The 26,348-nt window shown below is 49.7% G+C and carries 20 protein-coding genes and 1 pseudogene; 12 read left to right on the top strand and 9 right to left on the bottom strand.

Going from position 1 to position 26,348, the window contains the following annotated elements; genetic code table 11:
* Positions 1 to 623 precede the first annotated feature (623 nt).
* The 5 genes from IEV89_RS16945 (at position 624) to IEV89_RS16965 (ending at position 6,627) form a co-directional block, all read left to right on the top strand.
* Positions 624 to 1,610 (top strand): replication initiation protein, encoded by a 987-nt coding sequence (locus tag IEV89_RS16945; protein WP_188474706.1) that lies wholly within the window; start codon positions 624 to 626, stop codon positions 1,608 to 1,610.
* Positions 1,611 to 2,183: 573 nt separating this feature from the next.
* Entirely contained in the window at positions 2,184 to 3,698 is a 1,515-nt protein-coding gene (locus tag IEV89_RS16950; RefSeq protein ID WP_188474707.1) for a BglG family transcription antiterminator, read from the top strand.
* An 18-nt stretch (positions 3,699 to 3,716) separates the two neighbouring features.
* On the top strand, positions 3,717 to 4,190 hold the full coding sequence (locus IEV89_RS16955; RefSeq protein ID WP_188474708.1) for a PTS sugar transporter subunit IIA: 474 nt from the start codon (positions 3,717 to 3,719) through the stop codon (positions 4,188 to 4,190).
* Between the two features lie 149 nt (positions 4,191 to 4,339).
* Positions 4,340 to 5,761: a PTS fructose transporter subunit IIC gene (locus tag IEV89_RS16960; RefSeq protein WP_188474709.1), complete on the top strand. Its 1,422-nt coding sequence runs from the start codon at positions 4,340 to 4,342 to the stop codon at positions 5,759 to 5,761.
* 5 nt (positions 5,762 to 5,766) lie between these two features.
* Positions 5,767 to 6,627, top strand: coding sequence for a ketose-bisphosphate aldolase (locus tag IEV89_RS16965; protein WP_188474710.1), 861 nt, complete (start codon positions 5,767 to 5,769; stop codon positions 6,625 to 6,627).
* Between the two features lie 279 nt (positions 6,628 to 6,906).
* On the opposite strand, the gene IEV89_RS16970 is transcribed toward IEV89_RS16965, so the two are convergent.
* Entirely contained in the window at positions 6,907 to 7,098 is a 192-nt protein-coding gene (locus tag IEV89_RS16970) for a hypothetical protein (RefSeq protein WP_188474711.1), read from the bottom strand.
* Positions 7,099 to 7,407: 309 nt separating this feature from the next.
* On the opposite strand from IEV89_RS16970, the gene IEV89_RS16975 reads away from it, so the two are divergent.
* From IEV89_RS16975 to yajD, 3 genes are all read left to right on the top strand, one after another.
* Positions 7,408 to 7,701, top strand: a complete 294-nt coding sequence (locus IEV89_RS16975) for a helix-turn-helix domain-containing protein (protein WP_188474815.1) — start codon at positions 7,408 to 7,410, stop codon at positions 7,699 to 7,701.
* Positions 7,702 to 7,705: 4 nt separating this feature from the next.
* Positions 7,706 to 9,031, top strand: a complete 1,326-nt coding sequence (locus IEV89_RS16980) for a type II toxin-antitoxin system HipA family toxin (RefSeq protein WP_188474712.1) — start codon at positions 7,706 to 7,708, stop codon at positions 9,029 to 9,031.
* Between the two features lie 269 nt (positions 9,032 to 9,300).
* On the top strand, positions 9,301 to 9,648 hold the full coding sequence (gene yajD, locus IEV89_RS16985; RefSeq protein WP_188474713.1) for an HNH nuclease YajD: 348 nt from the start codon (positions 9,301 to 9,303) through the stop codon (positions 9,646 to 9,648).
* Positions 9,649 to 9,858: 210 nt separating this feature from the next.
* Here the strand turns inward: yajD and IEV89_RS16990 are convergent, their stop codons facing one another.
* From IEV89_RS16990 to IEV89_RS17005, 4 genes are all read right to left on the bottom strand, one after another.
* Positions 9,859 to 11,634: an ABC transporter permease subunit gene (locus IEV89_RS16990; protein ID WP_188474714.1), complete on the bottom strand. Its 1,776-nt coding sequence runs from the start codon at positions 11,632 to 11,634 to the stop codon at positions 9,859 to 9,861.
* Complete coding sequence (locus IEV89_RS16995) at positions 11,634 to 13,142, bottom strand: ABC transporter substrate-binding protein (protein WP_188474715.1); 1,509 nt, start codon at positions 13,140 to 13,142, stop codon at positions 11,634 to 11,636. Before IEV89_RS16995 ends, IEV89_RS16990 begins: the two co-directional genes overlap by 1 nt.
* A gap of 93 nt (positions 13,143 to 13,235) precedes the next feature.
* Positions 13,236 to 14,045 carry an ABC transporter ATP-binding protein gene (locus IEV89_RS17000; RefSeq protein WP_188474716.1) on the bottom strand — a complete coding sequence of 270 codons (810 nt, stop codon included), beginning with the start codon at positions 14,043 to 14,045 and terminating at the stop codon, positions 13,236 to 13,238.
* Positions 14,045 to 14,842 (bottom strand): ATP-binding cassette domain-containing protein, encoded by a 798-nt coding sequence (locus IEV89_RS17005; RefSeq protein ID WP_188474717.1) that lies wholly within the window; start codon positions 14,840 to 14,842, stop codon positions 14,045 to 14,047. Before IEV89_RS17005 ends, IEV89_RS17000 begins: the two co-directional genes overlap by 1 nt.
* Positions 14,843 to 15,623: 781 nt before the next feature.
* Here IEV89_RS17005 and IEV89_RS17010 point away from each other — a divergent pair.
* On the top strand, positions 15,624 to 16,028 hold the full coding sequence (locus IEV89_RS17010; protein WP_188474718.1) for a GFA family protein: 405 nt from the start codon (positions 15,624 to 15,626) through the stop codon (positions 16,026 to 16,028).
* 44 nt (positions 16,029 to 16,072) lie between these two features.
* Here IEV89_RS17010 and IEV89_RS17015 read toward each other — a convergent pair whose 3' ends face one another.
* The 4 genes from IEV89_RS17015 to IEV89_RS17030 form a co-directional block, all read right to left on the bottom strand.
* On the bottom strand, positions 16,073 to 17,731 hold the full coding sequence (locus IEV89_RS17015) for a tannase/feruloyl esterase family alpha/beta hydrolase (RefSeq protein ID WP_229746511.1): 1,659 nt from the start codon (positions 17,729 to 17,731) through the stop codon (positions 16,073 to 16,075).
* Between the two features lie 302 nt (positions 17,732 to 18,033).
* On the bottom strand, positions 18,034 to 18,480 hold the full coding sequence (locus IEV89_RS17020; protein WP_229746512.1) for a cyclophilin-like fold protein: 447 nt from the start codon (positions 18,478 to 18,480) through the stop codon (positions 18,034 to 18,036).
* Between the two features lie 52 nt (positions 18,481 to 18,532).
* Positions 18,533 to 19,561: an alpha/beta hydrolase gene (locus IEV89_RS17025; protein WP_188474719.1), complete on the bottom strand. Its 1,029-nt coding sequence runs from the start codon at positions 19,559 to 19,561 to the stop codon at positions 18,533 to 18,535.
* Positions 19,562 to 19,571: 10 nt separating this feature from the next.
* Positions 19,572 to 20,768, bottom strand: coding sequence for an MFS transporter (locus IEV89_RS17030; protein WP_188474720.1), 1,197 nt, complete (start codon positions 20,766 to 20,768; stop codon positions 19,572 to 19,574).
* A gap of 165 nt (positions 20,769 to 20,933) precedes the next feature.
* Here IEV89_RS17030 and IEV89_RS17035 point away from each other — a divergent pair.
* From IEV89_RS17035 to IEV89_RS17045, 3 genes and pseudogenes are all read left to right on the top strand, one after another.
* A pseudogene (locus tag IEV89_RS17035) lies at positions 20,934 to 21,488 on the top strand (LysR substrate-binding domain-containing protein); the annotation flags it as partial.
* Between the two features lie 328 nt (positions 21,489 to 21,816).
* On the top strand, positions 21,817 to 23,985 hold the full coding sequence (locus IEV89_RS17040) for a putative bifunctional diguanylate cyclase/phosphodiesterase (RefSeq protein WP_188474721.1): 2,169 nt from the start codon (positions 21,817 to 21,819) through the stop codon (positions 23,983 to 23,985).
* Positions 23,986 to 24,061: 76 nt separating this feature from the next.
* Positions 24,062 to 25,822 carry a sensor domain-containing diguanylate cyclase gene (locus IEV89_RS17045; protein ID WP_188474722.1) on the top strand — a complete coding sequence of 587 codons (1,761 nt, stop codon included), beginning with the start codon at positions 24,062 to 24,064 and terminating at the stop codon, positions 25,820 to 25,822.
* Positions 25,823 to 26,348 lie beyond the last annotated feature (526 nt).

Below are 26,348 nucleotides of genomic sequence, written 5' to 3' on the forward strand. Positions count from 1 at the left end.
TTTACCCGCTTTGTCGAGGAATCATCCACTTACGGGTATTGTGACGCTGTCACATTTGTATATGTGGAAAGATTACCTGTTCCTTTCACCCACGTTTATGTGGATAGATTTCCTGTTAAGAATCTCCTGTCTCTACGGTGAGCCCCTTGTTATCACGGTTTACTATGGCGCTATGTGGAAACTTTTCCTGTCTTTCAGAAAGCTAATGTGGAGAGATTTCCTGTGAGTGGGCTGTTTTTTGAACACAGTACATAGAAATATAAACTGGAAGGGTACCGTGAGGTCGATTTCCAACGTGGATCCTGCGCCGTAAAGACAACATGTGGAGAGATTTCCTGATTTAAGGGGGAAGCGGGTGTGGAAGATCAAGTCACGGATTGACTGGCAGTGTGGAATTTGGGTTTCTCGTCGTTATGTGGAGACTTTTCCTGTTTACCTAAGCCGATGATCCCTGGCAAGGAACTTGGATGAAAAATCTTATGTGGAGATTTTTCCTGATCCTAACTTTTGGATGTATGTTTAACTCATTGATTATTTTTAATTAAATAGTGATTATTTTTGCTTTACGTCACTAATTTATATGTGGAATAATTTATCTACATTCCACCTATGGATCCGGCGACATGGAACTTAACAAACTGACCGTTGTTCAGGGAAACGACCTTCTTGAAGGCGCGTATAGCGTCACGCTGGATGAGATGCGATTACTCAATTTGGCATTAGCTCAAATTGACAGCAGGAAACCCCAGCCTGATACGCTTTACCGACTTTTCCCTCAGGATTATCAGCGGATCTATGGTGTGAATCCCACCAGTAGCCATCGGCAACTGCGTGAGGCCGCTGAAAGTCTGATGAAAAAGCCGGTAACCATTTACAAGCCAGATACCAAAACCGGTAAAGTGCGTACCGTGCAGCTTTCCTGGTTTTCTCGTTTGGAATATGTCAGTAGTGATGACCACAGTGCCGTCGTGCTGAGGTTTGGTCAGGACGTTGCGCCGTATCTCTATGAACTTAAAGAATCTTTTACTAAACTGAATTTTGCGAATATCGCCAAACTGGATACGCCGTTCTCTGTGCGGTTATATGGCTGGTTAATCAAAGCCAAGAACCTCTATGGCCGTCGTAGTGGTAAAGCCATTGAAGTGACGCTGGATCTCAACTGGATGCGTGAGAAGGCCGGTTTAGCGGGCAAATATGAGGACTATCGAGACTTTCGTCAGAAGTTGCTGGAACCAACGATCAACCGGATCAACGCGAATACCGATATTTCCGTGGTCTGGGAACCCGTGAAGCAGGGCAGAACTGTGGTGTCGGTCAAGTTCGCTTATGTGGATGAATCAGTGCCAGAGGCTAGCAAACCGCTGCGTCCGCGCTTACCACGTCGTCCGCGTGCGGTGACAGGTTCTGCTTTGGAAGGCGAGTGGGCGCGCCGCTGTATCTCGATTTTTGAAGAATATCGCAAAAAGTTAAAGAGTTACGATGTTGAAGAGAAGGCCACATTGCCGGATCTGCGCAAGCTTTCAGGTTGGTACCATATGATTGGTGAGAAAAACAAGCAAAAGGAAATCCTCTCCGAAGTCAGCGCCCGCAGTAAGAAAACAGCAGGATAAACGTATCATCGCAGATATCGGTCATCACGGCGTATACCTAACAGGATACGCCGTTTTCGTTGCCTCTGGCTGGTCATATTTTACATGCTATATCCTGGATGCATGATTTTTCCTAGCCTAATGGGTTAGTAAGTACTTACTGGGTGAGATCAGGAAATGATTCCACATAAGCCACTCTGACGGCTTGTACACCATGCAACTTAAAAGCGAGGAGTCATACTTTTTCCTTGTGAGGTAAGGCTTAGTCACAACCTCACTCCTCGCGATGTAGTGTTAACTGATTGCATATTTTTGATGGGAAGATGGCTTTTGGCTACAACAGCACATTCGTTTTTGAGAACAAAACCATGATGCAATCTTCGTTCTCCAGCATCCATTGCGTTTTTGTGATATCTATCGCGCTTTTGCTATTGTATCGACTTAAATATTTATTCCTCGGATTTTACTTCCTTTCTCATTAGGGTGGTCAACTTGACCGCCGACATGTGGCCACTTTTTAATATTTACTTTACATATTCACTTTGTTTAGATGATAACTCACCAAGCGGCGACATAATCTAGCGGAACCTAAAGATGATGAAGGCTCTGACTGAGCGGCAACTGAATATTATGCGACAACTTATTACTCACAATAGCTATATGAGCTTGAGGTGTATTTCTGAAAAAACAGAGATCTCAACACGAACGCTCAGAAGGGACATTGCAGGTATTAATGATAAGCTTTCAGGACAGGGAATAAATCTTAGTGGAAAAAGTGGGCGCGGGATCACAATTAAATTTGCTGATGCTCAATCAGAAATATCTGCACGCAGAATTTTTTCAACTGAAAGTGATGAATTTAACAGTGATTTTCGTATGCTAAAAATTGCCTCTGATTTGTTAATGTTATCACCTAAAAGTTCGTCTATCAGCGAACTGGCTGACAAATACTTTATCAGCCGGGCATCTATTGTGAATGATCTTAAAATATTGGAATTCTGGTTACATAAATTTGACTTAACCTTAATGAAAGGGCGCACTGGAACCAGTATAAAAGGCAGTGACCATAATATTCGTGTGGCAATGAAAGCTTTGGTTTTAAAGTCAATTTATAATCATCAGGACATGATGGAAAGCCGGTTGGATGAAGGAACGTTGCATGATCTTTCAGAAAAGTTTGGCGAGCAGGCTGTCCATTTTACCCTTCAGTTGATTAATTTTATTGAACAGCAACTTCAGTACACGATAAGCGACCCGTACTACATTAATTTATTTACCCACATTCTGGTGTTGATTCATCGGAGCCATGCTCCTATGCAACCGAGAGATTCCCGTGCGGTAAGGGTAAAAAAGGTGAATGACGAACACGCATGGCAGGTTTCACTGGCCGTGATTGAACGCATCGAAGCAGCGTATAGCATCATCCTGGTTGCTGAGGAATCCCACTCGATTTATCAGTATCTGGTCTCTTCTGGTAAAACGGGGGGTGAGCCATCGTCTTATGACGACTCTCTGATTTCGCAGAGTGAGACAAGGTTTGCCGAGGCGCTGATCGCCCGCGTTGCACAGCGTATCAATGTGGAAATTGCCACCGATGAAGATTTGCTGGTTTCGCTTTCTTCACACATTAAGCCGATGATGAACCGTCTGAGATACCAGATTCGTATCAAAAACCCGCTGCTGCATGATATCCAAACTGAACTGGGCAGCGTATTTGCCGCAGTCAAAGCGGTGATAAATCAGTTGACGCGAGAATACGGCCTGGATGAAATCAGTGATGATGAGGTCGCGTACCTCACGGTTCATATTCAGGCTGCGATTGAAAATAGCATCAAAGTAAAACGAGTCTTACTGGTCTGTTCCAGCGGTCTTGGAACATCACAGCTCTTATATGGTCGCATTATCCGCGCATTTCCTGACTGGAAAATAATCGATATTGTGCCCGGAAAAAATATCGCTGATTCTTTGAAGCGGCATGAATGTGATGTCGTGATTTCTACCATTCGTCTGGAACCGCTGGAAAAACCGGTCGTATATGTGTCGGCACTCTTTTCGGCTAAAGATATTGCAAGAGTGACAGAATGCCTGGTATCCAATTCAATTAATTAATTACCATGGAGATGGACTATGAATACCCCCGTTGCTATTAATGATGTGTTACAAGAAGAATGCATTATTCTTGATGTTGACTGCAAAAGTAAGGAACAAATTATTTCTAAACTGACAGATTTGCTCTGTCAAGTGGGTGCGGTGACAAACAAAGAAACGTTCCTTAACGACGTTTATTTACGAGAAGAGTTAGGTTCCACTGGATTTGAAAACCATATCGCTATACCGCATGGAAAATCCATTGCTGTTGCTAAAACATGTATTGCAGTCGGAAGACTACGTCGAGATATTCCCTGGGAAACCATTGATGGAACTAAGGTCCGTCTGGTGATTCTTTTTGCAGTTAAAGAATCGGATAAAAATGTTGGTCATATAAAAATGTTAGCAAAAATATCAATTGCTTTAGGTGATGAAGATGTCGTTGAACGTCTGCTGAATGTTCAACACAGGGAGGAAATGTTTCATTTACTCTTGTCTTCCTCTGGCGCCTGAATTAATTGATCAGGAGAAATAAACATGCGATGAAAAAGAGTGTTTACACTGAATGTGATTCGTTGGGGGAATACCCCGCTGTAGCTATCCCTTTCAAAAAGTAAAAACATAATTATATAAAATCGTTTCCTTATTATTGGAGAACGTTTATGAACATTATTGCCATTACCGCCTGTCCTACTGGTGTTGCCCACACATATATGGCCGAAAGTAATTTAAAGAAAGCGGCTAAAAAATTGGGTTTGCATGTATTAGTTGAAACACAAGGTGCTGTTGAAAGCGAATATATCTTTAGTGATGAGGATATTCATCAGGCAGATGTTGTTTTAATTGCTGCTGACAAAAAAATCGAGATGTCTCGCTTTCACGACAAGAATGTCATTGAAGTGCCGGTCACCCGGGCAGCGAAAGATGCTGAAGGTCTGCTTAATGCCATTGTAAGCGGTGAACTTGCACCAAGGCTGGTTTCATTGGGGGCATCATCCACGGCAGCGCCTGCGGGCAATTCAAAGCATGATGCAGGCTCACGTTCCTTTGTTTCACAAATTTACGTTCACCTGATCACCGGCGTTAACCTGATGATCCCATTCGTTGTTGCTGGCGGGATCCTCATTGCTTTGAGTTTTTCCTTCGGTATTACTGCGGCCACACCAGGGGACGCAAATTTCAGTCCTATCGCCAAAATGTTGTCTGATATCGGCGGCGGCTCTGCCTTTGCGTTGATGCTGCCGATCCTCTCACTGGGCATCAGCCAGTCAATCAGTGGGAAAATGGGGATTGTTGCCGGTGCCGTGGGCGGCATGATGGCCATTCATACGGGGTCTGGTTTTCTGGGGGCGCTAATCGCCGGTTTCCTCGCCGGTTACATCACCCTTTTTATCATCAATCACATTCATCTGCCGAAAGCCCTGGCCGGTCTGAAGCCTATTTTGATTGTGCCTCTGCTGAGCGTACTGCTGACCGGCGCATTGATGGCTTTGCTGATCGGTGAACCCATCAAGATGCTGCTAGGCGGGTTAACGGATTTCCTGAACTCACTCGGTAATGCCAACTCCGCCATTCTCGGTCTTCTTTTTGGGATGATGGTGGCTTTCGATATGGGTGGGCCGCTGAATAAGACGGTGTGTATGTTCGCCATCGGGCTGATGTCGAGTGGTATCTACGGTCCGATTGCCGCTTGTATGGCTGCGGGCATGGTTCCGCCACTCGGTATCGCGCTGGCAACGACGCTGTTTCGTCGCAAATTCACCGAGCAGGAACGTGAAACCGGTAAGGTGACCTACATTCTGGGGTTGTCCTTTATCACCGAAGGGGCGATCCCCTATGCCGTTGCCGACCCCTTGCGTGTGATACCGGCCATCGTCGCTGGCTCGGGTCTGGCCGGCGCACTTTCTATGATTCTCGGCTGCGCTTCCCGCGCCCCTCACGGCGGCATCTTCGTCATCTTTATCCCTAATGTGATCAGCAATGTGATGGGCTATCTGTTCGCTATCGCGGCGGGGAGTTTACTGACCGCGCTAATCCTGCTGTTTCTTAAAAAAGACGTCTCCGTTCCTGTAAAACAAGGATAAATACTATGCTTTACAACATGAAAGACCTGCTCAGTGTCGCGCAACGTCACCATTTTGGTGTGGGTGCATTCAATATTGCCAGTGCTGAATTTGCGCGGCTTGCGGTTGAAACGGCTGAGAAGCTGGATTCCCCGCTGATTCTGGAAATTCACCCTGATGAAATGGCGTTTACCGGGCCGGAGTTCATCGGATATCTGCGTACGCTTGCTACTCAGGCGCGCGTGCCGGTGGTGATCCATCTAGACCACGGCCGGACATTGGAAGAGGTCATGAAGGCAATTTACGCCGGTTTTACGTCTGTCATGATCGATGCGTCTGCTCATCCCTTCGAGCAAAATATTCAGTTGACTAAAAAGATTGTCGAGATCGCCCATACCATCAATGTTTCAGTGGAAGCGGAGCTTGGCACTATCGGTGTGGCCGAAGGCAGCGGAGAGGGCGGCAGCAACGAAATTCTTTATACCGATCCGCAGCAGGCTGAAACCTTCGTGCGAGAAACCGGCACGGACACGCTGGCGGTGGCAATCGGCACCTCACATGGTCTCTATCCAAAGGGAAAACAGCCTAAACTCGATATCGAACGCTTGCAGCAAATCCGCAATGTTGTGGGGATCCCGCTGGTGCTGCATGGTGGCTCTGGCAATAAAGACAGTGAAGTCGCGGAGTCCATCCGTTATGGCGTGGGGAAAATCAATATTTCAAGCGACATGAAGAAAGCCTTTTTTGTCGCCCTGGAGGAAGAACTGAAGCAGGGCGGGCATGAGCCAAATGCGTTGTTCCTCAGGCCTATGCAGGCGGCCAGCGAGGTGGTGGCGGCAAAAATGGCACTGTTTGATTCTGTCGGTAAAGCTGCGCTGTATCGTTAAAAAGACAACCGGTGCGGCGCCGCACCGGTTAACCGTCAACGAAATCCACACCGTGATAAATAAGTTCAGCGTTAGCGTGAAGACGGTTTTCAGCACATCCATAAAATACAACGCGGTCGATCAAAGCGATGAACATCGAGGTCAGGCTTTTGCGTCCTTTTGTGGAAACATTTCCTGTTGTAGTCGCGACTGGTTCCCGCTACGAGATAACCGCCTCCTACCCGATATTGTCTTTCGGACCGAGGATGATCGGCATCCGATCGCTCTGGCTTTGCGCGCCTAACGCAGTTCAGGCATTTTGACGTTGATGTCCGTGAATTTCTTCTCAGTGATCGAGTGGTATATCAACGGACTACTGTTGATGACAGGGTTAATGTCAATAACCGAACCCTGTACGATCCGCATCGCCCCGATATTCATCAATTTTTCCAGCGCCTTGCGCACGCTTAAAGGCGAAACCCCTTCTTCCACGCCCAGCGGGTGTTCCGGCGCAACTATTCAGGCAACGCTCCACTGTGTTGATAAATCTTGCTCAGCAGATCCTGGGCGATAAATTCACTTTTCTTCATCGGTGCTTCTGTGAGATCGCGGAAAAAGGTATTTGAACATGTGAGAAGTGGGGGAGAATGAATTACAGCCTTTAAGCTGTATTAATGTTTTACAGCGTGTGAGCTGTATTTGTTTTTTACAGCCTGTAAGGTGTATTGTGTGGAATACAGCTAATACTCTGTATTATCTTAGTGATGCAAAGAACAGAGGCCTATGAATATGAGCAATCCATTGAACGCAAGCTACCCGTTGAAAACACTCAGCCAGTTACGATCGCTGCTTGTTGGTTTTCGGAAAGCCAAAGGGCTGACGCAAAAAGAGGTGTCAGAAAAGTTGGGAGTGACCCAGCAGACGTATGCACGTCTGGAGGCAAATCCTGCTGCGGCCAGCCTGGAGAGATTATTTCGCGTGTTCAATGTGCTAGGAATAGAAATGGCATTCTCTTCTGAATCCGATCCTGCCAGTTCGCGCGCGGAAACCACGCAGGATTATGTAAGTTCGCCCGCCAGAAAGGAACAATGGTGATGAAATGCGTCGTGCACAACAACGTTTAGCGATATGGATGAACGGTATCGCTGTAGGATACTGGGAAAAGCAGAAAGGTGAGGACCGCTTAGCGTATTTGCCAGAGTGGGACGCCGATGAACAGGGAAGGCCGCTCTCGCTTTCTTTGCCTTTTACGCCGGGCAATCAGGTTCATCGTGGGAATGTCGTTCGTGATTACTTTGATAACTTGTTACCCGACAGCGAAGGGATACGCAGGCGTCTGGCTATGCGCTATCAGGCGGACAGTCTGGAGCCTTTCGACCTGCTGGCAGAATTGGGGCGGGATTGTGTAGGTGCCATCCAGCTGTTGAATGAAGGGGAGCGTCCGGAAGGATTATTTTCAATCAGACAACATCCGCTTTCGGAGTCCGCGATTGCCAGTATGTTGCGCAATACGGCATCCGTATTACCGGGCCGAAACGATCAGGATGACGATTTGCGCCTGTCCATTGCCGGAGCGCAGGAGAAAACAGCGTTGCTTTGGCACAACGATCAATGGTGTTTGCCTGAGGGAAATACGCCGACGACGCATATTTTCAAACTGCCATTAGGCCTGGTGGGGAATATGCAGGCGGATATGAGCACCTCCGTTGAGAACGAATGGATTTGTTCTCTTATTGTCAGATCCTACGGACTTCCGGTAGCTAAGACGGAGATGGGAGAGTTCGAAGATCAGAAAGCGCTGATCGTTGAACGCTTCGACAGACGGTTATCAAAAGACGAGTCATGGTGGATCCGTCTCCCGCAGGAAGATATGTGCCAGGCGATGGGCGTTTCACCCCTGCGTAAGTATCAGTCTGATGGCGGACCGGGCATCACCGAGATTATGGCGATCCTCAACCGCTCAGAGCAGCCTGAAGATGACCGTTATCACTTCTTTAAGGCGCAGATTGTTTTCTGGTTACTGGCCGCCACGGATGGTCATGCGAAAAATTTCAGTATTGCGCATCTTCCCAGAAATCATTATCACATGACCCCGCTCTATGACATTTTGTCGGCGTGGCCAGTGATCGGGCATGGAAACAGCAAAATTCCATGGCAGAAATGCAAGCTGGCAATGGCGGTGCGTGGCAGCAACAATTATTATAATATCAATCGGATACGGCGACGACACTGGGTTAAGCACGGAGAGTTAACCGGCTTGGGCAAAAGGCAGATGGAACTGATGATTGATGAGGTGATTGCAGTGACACCCGAGGTGATTGATCGCGTGGCAACCTTATTGCCTCAATCATTCCCGGCTGAGTTAGCGAACTCCATTTTTACCGGGATGAGACAACAGATTGCAAGGCTGAACGCACAGGTCTAGACCGATTACATGAATCGTGCTTTTTGGGACACAGAAAGCGTTGCACATTGTTTGATGATGGACGAAATCGGGCAATCATGATGCGATAATCTTTTGAATTATAGGTTATTTTTAGGGGCGCCTGAGCTACGGATCACAGATTCCCCTATGCAAGATTTACCATTCAACATCAACGTCCTATTCCTCTTTCATTTCTCCTTCTGTCCTACTTTGGGATATATTGGAGACACTATCGTAAAATTATCTCTTTATCACAGGTAACATCGGCAATGGCTCTGATCCCAAAAAACTACACGCGGCTGGAAAGCGGATACCGTGAGAAAGCATTAAAAATCTATCCGTGGGTCTGTGGACGCTGCACACGGGAGTTTGTTTATTCAAACCTGCGTGAATTAACGGTCCATCATATCGATCACGACCATACCAATAACCCGGAAGATGGCAGTAACTGGGAGTTGTTGTGTCTGTATTGCCATGACCACGAACACTCGAAGTACACAGAAGCTGACCAGTACGGCACAAACGTTGTCGCGGGCGAGGATGCGCAAAAAGATGTGGCGGCAGCAACCTACAATCCCTTTGCCGATTTGCAGTCGATGCTAAATAAAAAGAAATAATGTTTGAAATGTCAGCGTCGGCACAAAGGTGCTTACGGCGTTAATCCGGATATGCGCCGGCAGATGCCGGTGTTGATCGAGGGTTACTATCAACTGCTGTTGCCCGCACATCGGCACATATATGTCGATCCCTTTCCCGTCTCCCCATAAAAATCGAGCCGCCGACAGCGTAACGGGATTTGATGATTCCGATAACGGCTCAGTGCACGATTACCGGTTTTTCCATCTCAGGCTGCTCAGCGTGACCGCCATGACTGATAACACAGCCAGCGCGGCGGCGGGTGCAAAGACGCTCCAGCCTGCGCGTTCAATGTACGGCATACCTTCTGCCAGCACGCGTCCCCATTCCGGGACCGGTGGTGGCGCACCAAGGCCAAGAAAACCAAGTGACGCTAACGCCAGTGCGATACCCGGCAGACGTAACATCGCGTGACGCAGTAACGGGCCGGAAAGGGCTGGCAACACGTAATATAGGGTGCGACGGAAATCGCCGACGCCCACCACAGGCAACATTTTCATATAAGGTCGTGCCTGAATTTCTGCCACCAATGCGGCAGTATGCGCGGCAAGGGGGGCCCAGCTAACGGCGGTGACGGCGATAATCGCGCCAGTGGCGGTAGGGCCGTTGACCGCGGCGACCACTAATCCGGCGATCACCGGCGGCAATGCGTTGGTCACTTCGATCGGGCCGGTCATGGTGCGGGGAAATGCGCCGATGGCAACGCCGATCGCCAGACACATCAGCGAAACAGCCAGTGCCTGTAAGCAGGTATTGAGCGTGCCGTGTGCGACGCGGGCCAGAAGGTCGCGCCCCATCGCATCGGCCCCGAAAGGTAGCGCCAATGAAGGCGGCTGCAACCGCAGAGACTCAGACGTCAGCGGATCGCGCGGCAAACCAGCGAGTACCATCACCACCAGCATGCCCAGACACAGCAGCGGGATCCACGCCCGCTGTTTATCGGTTGCGGTAGCCTGCATTGGAACCGGCACCGCGCCGAGCGACAGGGCACGGCCAAGCAACAGTCGCCGCGCGCCACCTGCCAGCATACCGATGGCACTCGCCAGCAGAAGGAGGATCAGCACACCGGTCTGCAACGCCGGTAAATCACCGGCAGCGGCGGCACCCAAAGTGGCGCGCCCGAGGCCGGGAATGGCAAATACTTTTTCTACCGCAATGGCGCCACCGGTCATCGCCACCAGTACCAGACCGGTTAGCGGCATCACCCCCGGCAGTGCGCGGGTGACGACTGCCAGCGCCGTGTGGCGGCGTTTAATGCCGAGCACGCTCCAGGTCGTCAGCCAGCTCTCACCAAAGGTGCCGGTCAGCGCATCGGAATAAATACGGCCGAGATAACCGCCCGCAGGCAAACCCAGCGCCAAAGAGGGCAACACGGCGTAATGCCAGCCATGCCAGCCGTAGGGCGGAAAAAGGGGCAGCCAGACCGCGCCGACGATCAGCAACAGCGAAGCCAGTAAGAACTCCGGCAGCGCGGTCAGCAGCGCCGCCAGAAAACCGGCCGGACGCGGCGAGCCGCCCTGTAATCCACGCTTTAACGTGCCGGCACAAAGCAGCAAGGCGATGACCAGCGCCACCAGCGCCGACGAGGTCATCAGCGTTAGCGAAACACCGGTCGCCCGCAACATGCCCGGTAACACCGGCAGTCCTGACACCCACGAGATCCCGGCATCGCCGTGCAGCAGGCCGCCGAGCCAGTGCGCCAGCGCGTGCCACGGCCCTTGATCCAGCCCGAGCGAGAGACGGATCGCATTCAGCGTTTCTGCCGTGGCTTCTTGCTCACCAGAACGCGCGCGCAGTAACGACAGCGCCGGATCGGTGCCAGAAAGCCACGGCAGCACACCGATCAGCACCAGAATGATGGCCAGCGTCAACAAGCGCGAAATCAGCGGTATTAGAGCACCTCGTGGCTGGCTTCGGCGTAAACGGCTGACGCCCGCACAGGTGCGGCAATACAGGGACTCGCTCATCAGTCGATCTTAGCTCCGCGCTGCGTTGCGGCGTTGATCAGCGTTCGCTCACGCGGGTCACGCACCGCATCGCGCACATTAGCGGCTTCGCCCTGAATCACGCGCTCATGCAGCAGCGGAATGGCGGCATCGGTGGCGAGGATCAGGTTTTCAGCCAGCATAATGGCCTGGTGACGTGTGTTGCCTGCCGGGATGGCCGATGCCTGTTGCAGAGCCTGATCGATGTCCGGACGGCAAAGCTGGGCGATGTTGAACGATCCTTTGCAGGAAAAATCGCTGTACAGATAGGCCACCGGATCGCCGGAATCCAGCACCGTGGCGCGGGATAAAATAAAGGCGTCGAATTTGCCTGCCAGCGCGTCGGTCTCAATCTGTGCATATTCGCGTACCACTTGTTTGACATTAAACCCGGCAGCGGTCAGCTGCTGCGCCAGATACACCGCCACTTCCGGCAGCTCGGCACGGTCACTGAAGGTCGCCAGCGTAATGGTCTCACCGGCCGCTTTACGCGCTGGCACTGGATATTTTACGGGCTGGCGCAGCGGTGCCGCCCAGGGCAATGCGGGACCAAGCAGACCTTGCGCGATATCCGCCCGTTTTTCGTAGACGTTATCCACTAACTGCTGGCGGTTAATGGCTTCGCGCACAGCGGCCCGCAGCGCCGGATCCTGCATCACGCCAAGACGGGTATTGAGATACAGCGTGTTGGTGCGTGGCATCGGCACTTCGTGGATTAAACTTTGCTCAAGCAACGGCGCCTGCGAAACCGGAATGGCTTCAACAATGTCCGCCGTGCCGGTGCGTAGAGCGGCACCACGGGCGGTACCGTCCGGCACAAAACTGACGTCGATGCCGCTGGCTTTGGCTTTTTCACCCCAATAGCCGTCGAAACGTTCCAGGCGGGCGCTGCTGGTGCCGTTAACCTGCACCAGTTCGAACGGACCAGAGCCGGTGTGGCGCGGGTCAACAACGCCACTGGCGCTGTAGGCTTTTTGCGACAACACCGCCAGCTGTGGGCTGGATAAGCGCTGTGGCAGAAGTGGATCCGGCAGCGCCGTGGTGACGATCACCGCATGTTCGCCGTCGGCGACGGCGGTCAGTTGTACGCCATCCAGAATCCGCGGTTTGGGGGCTGCGTGCGCCGCGACGGTCAGCGCATTCACCACCGTAGCGGCGTCAAGCGCGGTGCCGTCGTGGAATTTGACATTTGGGCGTAGCGCGAACCGCCAGCTATTTTCGCCGGTCTGCTGCCATTGGGTCGCCAAGGCAGGTTGGGCTTCGCCGAGTTTGTCGAGAACGACCAGCGTTTCTGCTGTGCTCCAGCGTGAGAGCTTAAAGGCATCGTCGCTGAGCGGTGTCAGGCCGGAGCGCGGCGGCTGTAACATCGCCAGGCGCAGGCGTGCATCTCCGCTGTTTTCGGTGGTTTTATCGGCGTCGTTGAAGCAACCGGTCAGTAAAAGTGCAGCAGAAAGCAGCCCGGCCAGCGGGCTGAGGCGTAACAGAGACATCAGAAATTCCTTGTCAGATTGCGGGAGGATGCCGCTGGCGGCAGATTTGCCACATCGCCAGCGCGCGAAGAAAGAGTGCAGATGAACATCCGGTTATCCGTTAACGGTCAGAGGTAAATGAGGGACCGCTTGCAGTAGCTGGCGGGTATGCGCATGGTGCGGCGAACGCAGAATATCCTGCGTGGCGCGGTCTTCGACAATCTGACCGTCGTGCATTACCAGCAGTCGCTCGCACAGCCCGGCGACCATCGAAATATCGTGTGTCACCATCAGCAGACCCATGCCGTTTTGCTGCGTCACCTGGTGTAACAGCTGCTTGATTTGCCCACGCAGCGGCAGATCCAGCCCGCTGACCGGTTCATCGGCAATCAGAAATTCAGGGGAGATCGCCAACGCTCGGGCAATCGCCACGCGCTGTGCCTGTCCGCCGGATAATGCGCCCGCTTTACGGTTCAGCAGAGTTTCATTCAGCCCGACCTGCGCCAGCACTTCACGCACGCGCGTCAGGATTTCGCCGTGGTAGCCGAGACGTTTCAGCGGTTCGGCCACAATCTGACTCAGGGTACTTTCCGGCGGCAGTGAGCCGGCCGGATCCTGCGGAATATATTGCACGCGGCGGCGGTACTCGCGCAGTGAGCGCGCTGAACCAGGGCGGATCGGTGAACCGCCGCAGAACACCTCGCCGCCGTCAGGTGCTTCCATCGCCAGCAAAATTTTTAGCAGTGACGATTTACCACAGCCGGATGCTCCGACCAGCCCGACACGCTCATGGTGGCCAATGCTGAGCGACAAATGCGAGAACAGCACATTGCGCTCAGCCGCTGCCCGCCAGAAAGCGCGGGGCAGTGCCAGATGGCAGCTGACGTTGTGCAGGTGCAGAAAAGGCTCTGGGACCCGATTCATCAAACGGCAACGCTGCACGGTAACGCTGCCCGTTTTGCTGCGTGGACCAGACGCTGGGTATAAGGGTGTTGTGGATGCTGCAGTAACTGAACCATGCTGGCGGATTCGACCAACTGGCCATTTTCCATCACCAATGCATGCTGGCAAAGTTGCGCTGCGACCGCTACGTCATGGGTAATAAATAGCAGCGCGCGGTCTGGTTTCTGATCATCACAGGCATGGCGTAGCACGTCTAAAACCCGCTGCTGAGTCAGCACATCGAGCGCGGTGGTTGGCTCATCGGCGATCAACAGGGACGACGATGACTGCATCGCCAGCGCGATACATAAACGCTGGCGCTGGCCGCCGGAAAGTTCCGCCGGATAACGGGCTGCAAAGCGCGGGATATCGGCAAGTCCGACGGACGCCAGCATGGCGGCGAGGTGATCCTGACTGGCACCGGGCAACGCGAGGCGAAGTTGCTTGCCCAGTGTCATCAGCGGGTTAAGCGCGGTCGATGAATCCTGGAACACTGTTGCTACCCGGCCAGCATGACTGCGCATCACCGGAGGTTGGCCGCATACCTCGACGCCATTGACGCGAATGCTGCCACTGATTTTCACGCCTGCGGGCAGTGTGCCGATAATCGATTTTGCGGTCAGTGATTTTCCGCAGCCGGATGCGCCCAACAGACAGACACGTTCGCCTGCATTCACGCTGAAGTTCAAGTTTGCGATGCGTTTTTCTCCGGCAACCCAAAGCGTCAGCCCTGCTACTGCCAGCACGAGTCCATCGTTCTTCGCCGTGTCTCCCGTCATTCCCTTCAATCCGTTCATCGTCCCGGGTTAATTGATATGTAATAACATAACAATAAATGTCAACTTGATGCAAAATGTTTTACATTTTAATTTCGTACGATGATGAGATTATGTAATCCTGAGATTCTATGATTTTGTGATTACCATTATTAAACGGACGATTATTCATGAACCGGATCGCGTTGCACCATCTCTTGATGGTTGTTCATTCTTTATCACATTCGTAATTAGTTACAACATACATATATGTGGAAAGATTTCCTGCCCGTGCAACCTGCAAACTCGACACTTTATTTCAGCTACGGAGACTCTCTGAACCGCTTTACAGGGCGAGTCAATTCGAGTGTAGCGAATAATTTGATGAATCACTTAACCGTCAGTTCCTTTGTGAAAAATAATCAGCACGGCTCAGAACGTACGCGTGCAGGCATGCCAGAAAGTGTACAGACTGTCTGAGAAAATGACTGAAAGAGGGCGCTGTTATTGACATCCGATTTATTCAACCAAGCCGCCTTAAACGGTCATCGATCGTATTATGCTGTGACTTGTTGGGGATTCATTTAAAGCGGCGGGGGATTACCGCGCCTGCTGACAATACCCGGGTAGCCGTGGTTAAGCAAAATGCCCGACAAAGGCTATTGAGAATGAATGAGGATTCGTTCATCCTGAAATGAAGCGGTTTTGAGAGGCGTTATTGACCTTATATCGGCGGCCCAAGAGTGCGGCGCGAAGGCAGCCTATTGTTGACCGCATTTCACCCACCTGTCATATGGAGATTACCATGCCAGATAAAATTTCTGCTCAGTGCCATTGTGGTGCAGTTGCTTTTAACGTTGAACTCGTCGATGCGTTTAAAACGGTCCTTCGCTGCAATTGTTCATTTTGTCGGATGCGTGGCGCCGTGGTGGTATCAGCAAAAAGAGTTGAGGTAATAAAGGGCCAAGATAAGCTCACTGAATATCGTTTTAATAGCAGAGAAGCCGCTCATTACTTCTGTTCAGTATGCGGTATTTATACCTTCCATCAGCGTCGTACTAATCCTGAGATATATGGGGTCAATGTTGCCTGCATTGACGGTGTATCCCCCTTTGATTTTTCTTCTGTCAACGTCATCGATGGGATCAATCATCCAAAAGACGGTGGCGCGGGGGGCGTGGTGGGGCATTTGTCCTTTACATCAAAGTAGCTTCCCGCTTTGCAAGGCCTGGCTTGATGCCGTTGGGTAGCATGCTATTCCAACACGCAGCGAAAACTTGAGGCTGAATTTTTATCGCCATGTCCCAGGTAGTGCGGATATTGTGGATATTCGCACAAAGGACGTTCCCGCCCGGCGGTCGTCAAACGAGTGTCGATGATTTTTTGCGTACCTGGCGCGATGCCTTTATCGACCCAGTTATCCAACGCGCCCAGAGAATCCCAGCTGACCGCGAAAGTGCCGCTGTTATGCGCAAAACCCGGTGCAATATAGAAACGAACAAACTGATGTAGATCTTTGTCGCCGAAGCGTGCCTGCAATTTTTCATAGTAGGCTATCGTATTTGCCGGAGGAACAGACATATCTATCGAGCCGTGCATCAGCAGGAGTTTGCCACCGCGTTGCTGAAAAGCGCGAATGTCCGGGTCAGCATCATCGGCCTGCGAGGCTAATTCCTGCAACCGCGCCTGATACGTTGCCGGGTTGAACGATAAAGTGTCATATTTGGGATTTTGCGTGACAGCGTAACGTACAATTTGGTCAGCCATGATGTAAGGGAACGATATGATCAAATTGGCCGGTGCCGGAGCCGTACCCGGTTGCGGACCGGTTTGACCGTTTAACTCAGCGGCAACAATGGCTTTTGAATGGTTAACCCCCGTACCAAACATGCTCACCAGCGTTGGCGCATCAGCACCTTGCAATATAGGCCAAGAGGCAAAATGGTTGCCGGTGGGCAGGTTGACACCCAGTGGCTGGGGCTGGGTCATTTTTCGCACCAGCGATATTTGTACATCTGACAGGCAGGTCGGTCCATGATCTTTTCCATCGCGACAGCGCAGGCCCGCAAGACGGAAGGTGTTGTCGCAGGCTTTTATGTTTGCGATGACACCATCGCTGAGGCCATCCAGTTGATCGCATACCCCATACACTGCGTTGGAAATCAGCGCGGCTTTCGCGGGAGAGATCCAGGCACCCGGCGCATTATAAATGGCCTGACCTAACAGCGAGCCCGCCACGTGTAATTCGATGAAGTTATAAACGGGGTGAATGGCAATAACCCCATCATAGTCTTGTGGATAGTGCTGAACGACAGCCAGTGCTTCGTGGCCGCCCTGAGAGTTTCCCTGAAAATACATCCGCTTTGGTTTAGCGCCATACGCCTGCTGAACCAGCGTAACAGCCAGATCGTGGGTTTTTTTCAGTTGCGCACCGGTGAAATTTTTCCAGGCTTCATCATTCATCGCAAATGAGGCGTCGGAGATCCCACCCTGATGCCCGGCGTCACTGCCAAAGGTGGCATAGCCCTGTTTAAGCACGCCCGGAATGGCTACGGGCGAAAAGCGCGCGGTGTCCGTTTTACGGACTGCACCATTAAACCCGCTGCCGCCCAGCTGTAATACCTTACCATTCCAAATCAGCGGCAGATTAATTTGGGCATTAATATCCGGTGCCGTGGGGTCAACGGGCTTGATCGCCCCTTCGAGCTGACAGTGTCTTTCGCTGGCTTGGCCGACCATGGCTGCAGAATATATGACGGCACCGTGAGTTGGCAGACCAATTTGCGATGCGCCGATGTGTGTTTGCTGCATGGCCAGACAGTCGGCTTCACTGAAACTTTTGGCCTGTGCGCTCATCGCTGTGCTGGTCAGGAAAGTGAACGCCGCAGCGCAAACAAAATGGGTCATTCTCATTATTTCCCCTGATCGAGTAGACCGTCTTAGTGTCATGCATTTATTAATATTTAGGCCAGATAATGCTTCAGTCTGCCGTAGAGGAGATCGAGTTAGCTTATGTTCTTTATAATGTGGTGGAACAATACATCGAATCAGGCGAGTTATCTCTAGTATTAGCAGATTGGAGTCCATATTTTCCGGGATATCATCTTTATTATCCCAGCAGACAACACCTACTCGTCGCTTTTGAAAAAGTGATCAATGCCCTGCGCCGGTATCAGAGAGAGTAAATATATTCCAAGGCTCTAAACATCGTTTTTTTAATGATCGTTAAACCTAACCAAAATTTTATTTTTGTCCATCTGGGCGGGGAGGTTTTCTGGATTAATCACTTTCCCAATGGGGGTATAACGATATGAGGATTCAAATGATGAATAGAATAAAACCAACGTTTGCGTTCCGTATAGCATCAGATCGCCGTTCTGAATGGTCCCAGGTCGCACCGGGCTGGAAGGGAACGTATGAGGAAGGTCGGCGAATTTCTCATTACCATTCAACTCATCCATTTCAAGTTGTAAAGGTAAAGTATTAACAAAGGCTTTAGCTGCTGGATTGTCGTGAAGTCTGACTTCAAATTGCTGCTCATTAATGTTCATTGTCATCGTCATCACGTTCTCTTTAATATGTGGGATCATAGCCGTGTCGGCATTGACTGTAACAGTAAAATCCAAAAGCAGGATCGGTATTAAAGTGCTCAGATATTTCATACGATGAATCCTGCGAAGGTTAGCCGCACCCTTCAGGATGCGGCTTTGGGCATTATTTTAGGTTAGTTTTAAAGAATGATGTCAGCTTAGCAAAAGGGATCATGTCAGTACGATCGTACAAATCCACATGGCCAGCACCAGGCACGATGTACAACTCTTTCGGCAGTCCGGCACGTTTGTAAGCATCTTCGCTAAATTCTTTCGAATGCGCCTGATCACCGGTGATGAACAGCATCGGGCGTGGCGAGATCGTTTCGATATCGTTGAAGGGATAGAAGTTCATAAACTTCCCTATGCTGCTTAACATCGGTTTGGTAGTCAGTTCTTCTTTCTCACCCAGTGGCGTATAACTACCACGCGGCGTGCGGTAGAAATCGAAGAATTCTCTCTGAACCGCAGATGTGGAATCATCAAGCTTGTTAACAGTTCCTGGAATATAGGCAGTTTCTCCACCCTTAAATTCGACAAGGCGCTGATCTGTAGCAGACTTAATAAACGCTTCACGCTGTTCAAGCATAAACGAATGATTAAGACCATTGCGAAAAACAGACCCCATGTCATACATGCTGACTGTAGCAATTGCCCTCATTCTCGGGTCAATTTTGGCAGCACTGATAGCGAAGCTCCCGCTACCACAAATACCCAGCACGCCAATTTTCTCTGCATCAACGTAAGGCTGAGTGCTCAGATAATCAACTGCGGCACTAAAATCATCCGCATATATTTCCGGGGAAATCAGATGACCGGGTTTTCCGTCACTTTCTCCCCAGAAGGAAAGATCAATTGCCAGCGTTACAAATCCTTGTTCCGCCAGCTTCTGGGCATATAAATTTGAGCTTTGTTCTTTTACAGCCCCCATCGGATGACCAATGACAATAGCGGGACTTTTAGCGTTCTGATCCATCCCTTTCGGCATAAACAGATTACCGACGACCTTCATTTGATACTGGTTTTTAAAGATTACCTTTTGCAAGGTGACTTTATCGCTTTTGTAAAAATTATTTGCTCCGTTAGATATATCCGCTCCTGTTGCAGCAAACGAGCTGATTAACAGCCCTAGTAGCATGGTAAATATTCTCATTGGATGATCCTCAGTGGGTTGGGTAGATATCTTTACGTGACGTCAATAAAGTCAGGGCAGCCGCTATCATTAATAAAATGAAGCTGATGGTGAAAGTGGTTTGATAGCCGCTATGGTCAAAGGCAAAACCACCGAGGGTAGAGCCTATTGCGATTGACAGTTGCACGGTGGCAACCATCAGACCACCGCCTGCCTCCGCATCCTCCGGCACTGTTCTGGCGATCCATGTCCACCAACCTGTGGGTGCAGCAGTGGCGATTAATCCCCATAAACCCAGCAGTGGTACAACAATCCATATACTGTTTCCAAAGGCGATCAGCGCTCCGGCTATTGCGGCCATCAGCAAGGGAATGGTAATAAGCGTGAGATAAAAGGCGGACTTCAAAAATAGACCAATCACCAAGGTACCAATAAAGCCAGTAACACCGATGGTCAGCAAAATGAGCGACAGCGTGGTGATATTCACCTGAGTTACCGTTTCAAGGAATGGACGCAGATAGGTAAACAAAGAAAACTGTCCCATAAAGAACAATCCGCAGGCCGCAAGACCAACAGTTACAAGCGGGTTAGTAAAAAGACGGAAAACAGTGTCGGTACGTTTATCGTTTTTATCCGTTGTCATTGTAGGCAGGCTGAACCACTGCCAGATAAAGGCAATTACCGCGATCGGAACGATGCAAAGAAACGCCCCTCGCCAACCGATGGCAGAACCCAGATAGCTACCAAGTGGTGCAGCTATAACGGTTGCAAGCGCGTTGCCACCGTTAAAAATAGCCAGTGCATGAGGAACACGGTGCTGTGGAACCAGGCGAATAGCGGTAGCGGCAGACAGAGACCAGAACCCACCAATAGCAATACCAATCAGGGCACGGCCAGCCATGTAAATCAGATAACTGGGTGCAAGCGCGATAATGGCTCCGGAAAATGCCATCAACGCAGTCATACCCAACAGTAATATCTTGCGATTGAGAGCCCGGGCTAGTGTAGAAATGGACAGACTCGTCAATACCGCAAACGCGCCGGAAATAGCGATTCCCTGACCAACCAGTCCCCCACTGACGCCTAAATCTTCTGATATAGGCGTCAGCAGGCTCACAGGCATAAATTCCGAAGCAATTAGCGCAAAGACGCACAACGTCATGGCAAATACGCCGCTCCAGTACGCGCGTTCTTTGTGACGTGGTGTACCACTCGATAATTTGGGCATAAATTGCTGACTCCGAATAATCCCCGGCTGTTTTCAAACAAGCCGGGGCCGAACGCTATTCGTAGGAATAACGTCATAAATTGAAAAGTGAAAGAAAGATGAAAAGAGCAATAGCGTTTATCCGCCATCGCTTAATGATCTCTTGCTGAAAATTTTACACGGCGGGTACGTTATTATGCCAACCATGGTTTCCGTGACATTGTGGCAGACCGTTTTGATGCAGGCGTTAGACTGGGTGACACCATTGATAAAGACATGATCGCAGTACCTATCGGTCCTAAATTGCGTATGGCCGCCGTGGCATCTCCGGATTATTTTTCGCGTTATCCGGCCCCAAAGACACCCCATGAATTGACTCGACACTTGTGCATAAATCAACGCATGGTTAGGTCTGGCGGGTTATATGTTTGGGATTTTGATCAGGATGGCGGCGATCTTAATGTGCGCGTCAGCGGGCAGCTTATTTTTAATACAACGGAACATATTGTTGATGCGGCGCTTGCAGGACTCGGAATTGCTTTTTTGCCAGAAGAAGAGTTTGGAGCACATATTGAAGACGGTCGTCTGGTTCGCGCACTGGAGCAATGGTGCAGGCCTTTTCCTGGCTACTACCTATATTATCCTAGTCGCAAACAGCATTCCCCTGCATTCTCACTGGTCGTTGATGCATTGCGTGTAAGCCGGAAACGTAGACCTGCCAGTGAGTTATTGGATGTATGACAAGGCATTCGCAACCTTTAAAAAGAATCTGCACTAGCCAATGAGCAGCAGGACACTGATTTCATCTTTGTGAGAACGGTTAATTCCGACCAATCCAGGCTCTTTCCTGATTTAATGATTCTATATTTTAAATGCTTATATATAAGTCCAGTTGATCTATGGCATAGAGTCGTCAGGGCAACTATCGTTAACTGAGCGTTATCCCTAAATTGATATGGCATAGTGAGCTATATGAACACAGAGTAAGTACTTTAAAGGGGTATTCTACAATTTTTGAGAGTGGATGATAGTGTGTATATTACCTGTAATGTAACCCAGAGGCCCTGCCGTGAAAATAGCTGACAGCCAGCAAGAACAAGAAAACAAGCGGCTACATGCCCTGGCAGAATTTCAGCTGTTCGATACGCCACCTGAAGAAGCGTTTGATCGACTGACCGCGCTGGCGGCGAGGCTTTTTGAGGTGCCAATCGTCTTGATTACGCTAGTGGGCCGCAATAAGCAGTTCTTTAAATCCCGTCAAGGTATCTCTATTTGTGAAACTGCACGCGAAGTCTCTTTTTGCAGTCATGCAATAGCGCAGGACGATATTCTGCTTATTTCTGATGCGCTAAAAGACCCTCGTTTCGCCACCAACCCTTTGGTGCTGGGTTACCCTTTTATCCGCTTTTATGCTGGTAAGCCTCTGGTTACGGCAACAGGTGATAGATTGGGAACTGTTTGTATCATTGATAGTGTGCCAAGAGATGGGTTAAGTCGAAGTGAAGAACAAAATCTGATCGATCTCACGGCCTTAGTCATGGATAGAATGGAACTCCACCGTCTTCAGTCTCTCCGCAGTGTCAGCCAACAGCGATTTGAAAGTATTGCGTCAACCTCTCCCGATGCCATTATCTGTTCTGACATCAGTCAGGGGATCACGTTCTGGAATGCGGCGGCGCAAAAAATGTTTGGCTATAAACCCTCTGAAATGCTGGGCCAAATGACGGCAAAAATCATTTCGGTGCAAGATATCCCTGTTTACAAAGAGGAGTTTCTCAAGCTTCGTCATGGGCAAGGTTCTGCCCTGGAAGGAAAGGTCTTTCCGCTACGTGGACTGAGAAAAGAGGGCGTCGAGTTTCCGGCTGAGGTGTCATTGTCCGCCTGGCAGGATGGGGACAGAACCAGCATAGGCATCATTGTCCGAGATGTCACCGAGCGTCATGAAAGCGAAGCCCGCCTTTTTCGCCTCGCATCCCTTGATATGTTAACGGGTCTTGCTAATCGGGCTGCCTGGTACCGCCAGCTTGCTTTGAAAATCGCCAATAATAGGCCCTTCACCATATTGCTACTCGATTTAGACGGGTTTAAAGCGGTTAATGACGGCTATGGGCATGCGGCGGGAGACATGGTGCTCTGTCGTGTGGCGTCTTTGCTGGAAGATATTTGCAAAGATGCGGTGGTCAATGCAAGGCTTGGCGGCGATGAGTTCGCGATATTGCTTGCGGGTGCCTACGAAGATAGCATCGACACCATGGCTTCAAGCCTCCTCCAGCGGCTGCTGAAACCCGTTTACTATGAGGAAACCCTTATAGAAATAAGAGCCAGCTTGGGTATTGCTCAATATCCAACGCATGGCAAGGATGAACGTGACGTCATGAAGGCTGCAGACCTTGCTCTTTACCGTGCGAAAGCTAACGGGAAAGGACGTTATGAGCTATTTATTCCGGAATTTCGTGAAGTAGACAAGGCGAAAAGAACCTTTGAAAATGAGCTTAATCAGGCGCTGATTAAGCGAGAGTTTATTCTGGCTTATCAGCCCAAATTTTTCAGCGACTCGCTTCAGCTTGCGGGTTGTGAAGTTCTCTTACGTTGGGCTCATCCCACTCGCGGTATGTTGAAGCCGTCTTCCTTTATTGAAACACTGAGCGTTAGCCCGTTTTCTGGGGATGTCGGAGAGTGGATCATCAAAGAAGCGTTTGCTCAAATGAATCAATGGTGCCGTGAATATCCTTTTTTAACGTGCAGCATAAACCTATTTACCTCGCAACTTCTCCATGATGGGTTGGTCAACTGTGTTCGTGAAACCGTCGGTATTCACTCCACGCCATCCTTCATTAATTTTGAGGTAGATGAAGCTGTCCTGGTCAGTACCGACGTGATCATGCAGGAAAGGCTTCATGCATTAAACCATTTAGGTGTGCAAATCACTGTCGATCACTTTGGGAAACATACTGCGGCACTTAGTCTGCTGTGCCAGGAATTCGTTTCATCTCTCAAGATCGACAAACGACTGACTCACGATATAGATGTCAATATGCGGGTCACTAAGCTCGTGAGTGCCATAGTGGCTTCGGGCAGACAGCTGGGCCTGATGACGTCGGCGGGAGGCGTGGAAACGCAGAATCAGCTTGATCATCTGATACGGGCTGGTTGTCAGATAGTGCAGGGAAACTATCTGAGCCAACCGCTTGATGCCGCTCAGTTCAGTGAGTTACTCCACCAATATGCGAAAAAGTGACAGTTTTGTTCTGCATGATACGGCTATCATCACTCGTGTCGTGGTGTAAAAAGTTTACTGGACTGGGGGGATGACTATGTTGACGCATTTGAACTGTGGTGAGATCAAAAAACATGCCGTGATCAATGCTCTTATAAATCATGATGAGGAGCGGGACGAGGCCGTGAAGAACTACACCCGTCTGGCTTGCATACTACTCAACGTGCCTATTTGCTTTGTCTCCGTTTTGGATGATGAAAAACAACATATAAGATCCGCGCAGAATACTTCAATCACAGAAACGAGCTTGAGCGACGCTTTCTGTGTGCACACGGTCAATGCAGGCAAAATGCTTATTTGCTCTGACACATTGCAAGATATTAATTTTAAAGATTATCGACTGGTAAAGCATGCACCACATATCCGTTTTTATGGCGGATGCCCCCTTCGAACCCGAGAGGGCGTTATCATAGGCACGTTATGTATCCTGAGCACTCAACCGCACACACTCACTGACGAGCAGGTCGATATTTTTGAAAAAATGGCCGAGCTTGTTTCTGGTTTTATCGCCTCCTGGCATACCATCGGTTATGTCGATATTGTCACCTTATTGCCAAACCGGCAGCGCTTGCTAAAAGATATTGCTTCGTTGAATGACGCTCCTTTCAAGCTGACAATTATTGACTGCATTGATATGCCCTTTGCCTATGAAATGGCTCGCTCGCTTGGGATGACCGTCGTTGAGGATTTACTCCGGGACATGGCGGTACAAGTTCAAAGTGTATTGAATTTACCAGGGCTACTTTATGCTGTCGCTACGGGGCGGTTTGCCTTCCTGATAACTGCTGGAGAAAACATCACACTAGAAAATATCTCCGTAAAATTGCAGGGGATCCAGGCGAGAATGAACCCACAAATTCCGCTGGACTTGAATATCCATATCGGCGACTCAGGCCCCTGCACTAAGATATTGATGCCGGGTGAGATCCTGCGACGTGCAATCAGCGCACTTCATGAAGGGATCAGGCAGGGCAACAGGTTTATGACCTATGATGTGGAGGTCGATCGCCAGAAAAAGAATGATTTCAACCTCCTGACTGATCTGAAAACGGCGCTTCAAGAAGAGCAGGGACTTTACCTGGTTTACCAACCGAAGGTTTCACTGGTTACTGGCCAAGTGACCGGTGTTGAGGCGCTGCTAAGATGGCGACATCCGAAAATGGGCGAAATATTGCCCGGATTACTCATCCCTTTGGTCGAAAAAACCGGACTGATGAGAGAATTGACGGACTGGGTCATCGATATGTCGATCAAACAACAACGCCTCTGGTGTGATAAAGGCCTTACTCTGCCCATTTCCATCAATCTGTCGGCCAGTGACTTTTCCCGCCCTGATTTTGCCGACATACTTGCGCAAAAAATGCGTAATGCCAGACTTGATCCCGCCATGCTGGGAGTGGAGTGCTTAGAAACGGAGAAGATGCTCGAAAGCGAATCTGCTCTTCACGGACTGGAGATGCTCAAGCTGCGGGGATTCAAGATATCTTTGGATGATTTTGGTTCAGGCCACAGTAATATTAATTACTTACGTCAGATCCCGATGGATATTATTAAGCTCGATCGTTCTATTATCTTAAATATTTCCACAGATAAAGGCAGTCTGATCATCGTTCGTAATGTTATCAAGCTCCTTAAACAACTTGACTATGAGGTGTTAGCTGAAGGGGTGGAAGATGATCTGACGGTGGACATATTACGCTCATTAGGCTGCGATGAGGTACAGGGGTATGTTTACTCAAAGCCATTAGTGCCGGATGCGTTTGAATCTTGGTACTATGCAGAACGTCAACGGATTTAGCCCGGCGATAAGCCTCAAAGGTATATAAACATGACTATTATCACCATCACTTTCACTTTTTTTCTTGCTCCACCTCTCCGGGGAAAATTTGAATTTTCAACGGCGGTCAATTCAATGTTTTAAATATAGGCATACGTTCATTTTTTGGTTTTTTAATGTCTGAATCATCAAGTGATAGTCATGAAAAATAAGAAAGTTAGCAATGAAGTGATTATATTAAATTATTTTTAACCGCTCACTATGCACCTTTAGCTCGAAGTTATAAATTAATACGGCTATTTTTATATTATTATTCCCAATGCTGAAAACGATACGCTGTCGGGTAATAGATTAACAACCGGTGTTCGGTAGCCATCTGACATGGCGAGATGACGTTACTCTGCTCAGGATGGAGAGGTGATGGCGACGATCCATGCATCACACGTGTAGGTATACCAAAAAGTGTACGGGTGGCTTGAGAAAGTGAGTCACTAGCGGATTTTTTATCTACATCTGATTTATTCAACAAAGCCCAATTAACACGATT

Origin of the sequence: Hafnia psychrotolerans, assembly GCF_014639435.1 — a bacterium.
In the GTDB taxonomy this organism is placed as follows: Bacteria; Pseudomonadota; Gammaproteobacteria; order Enterobacterales; family Enterobacteriaceae; genus Ewingella; species Ewingella psychrotolerans.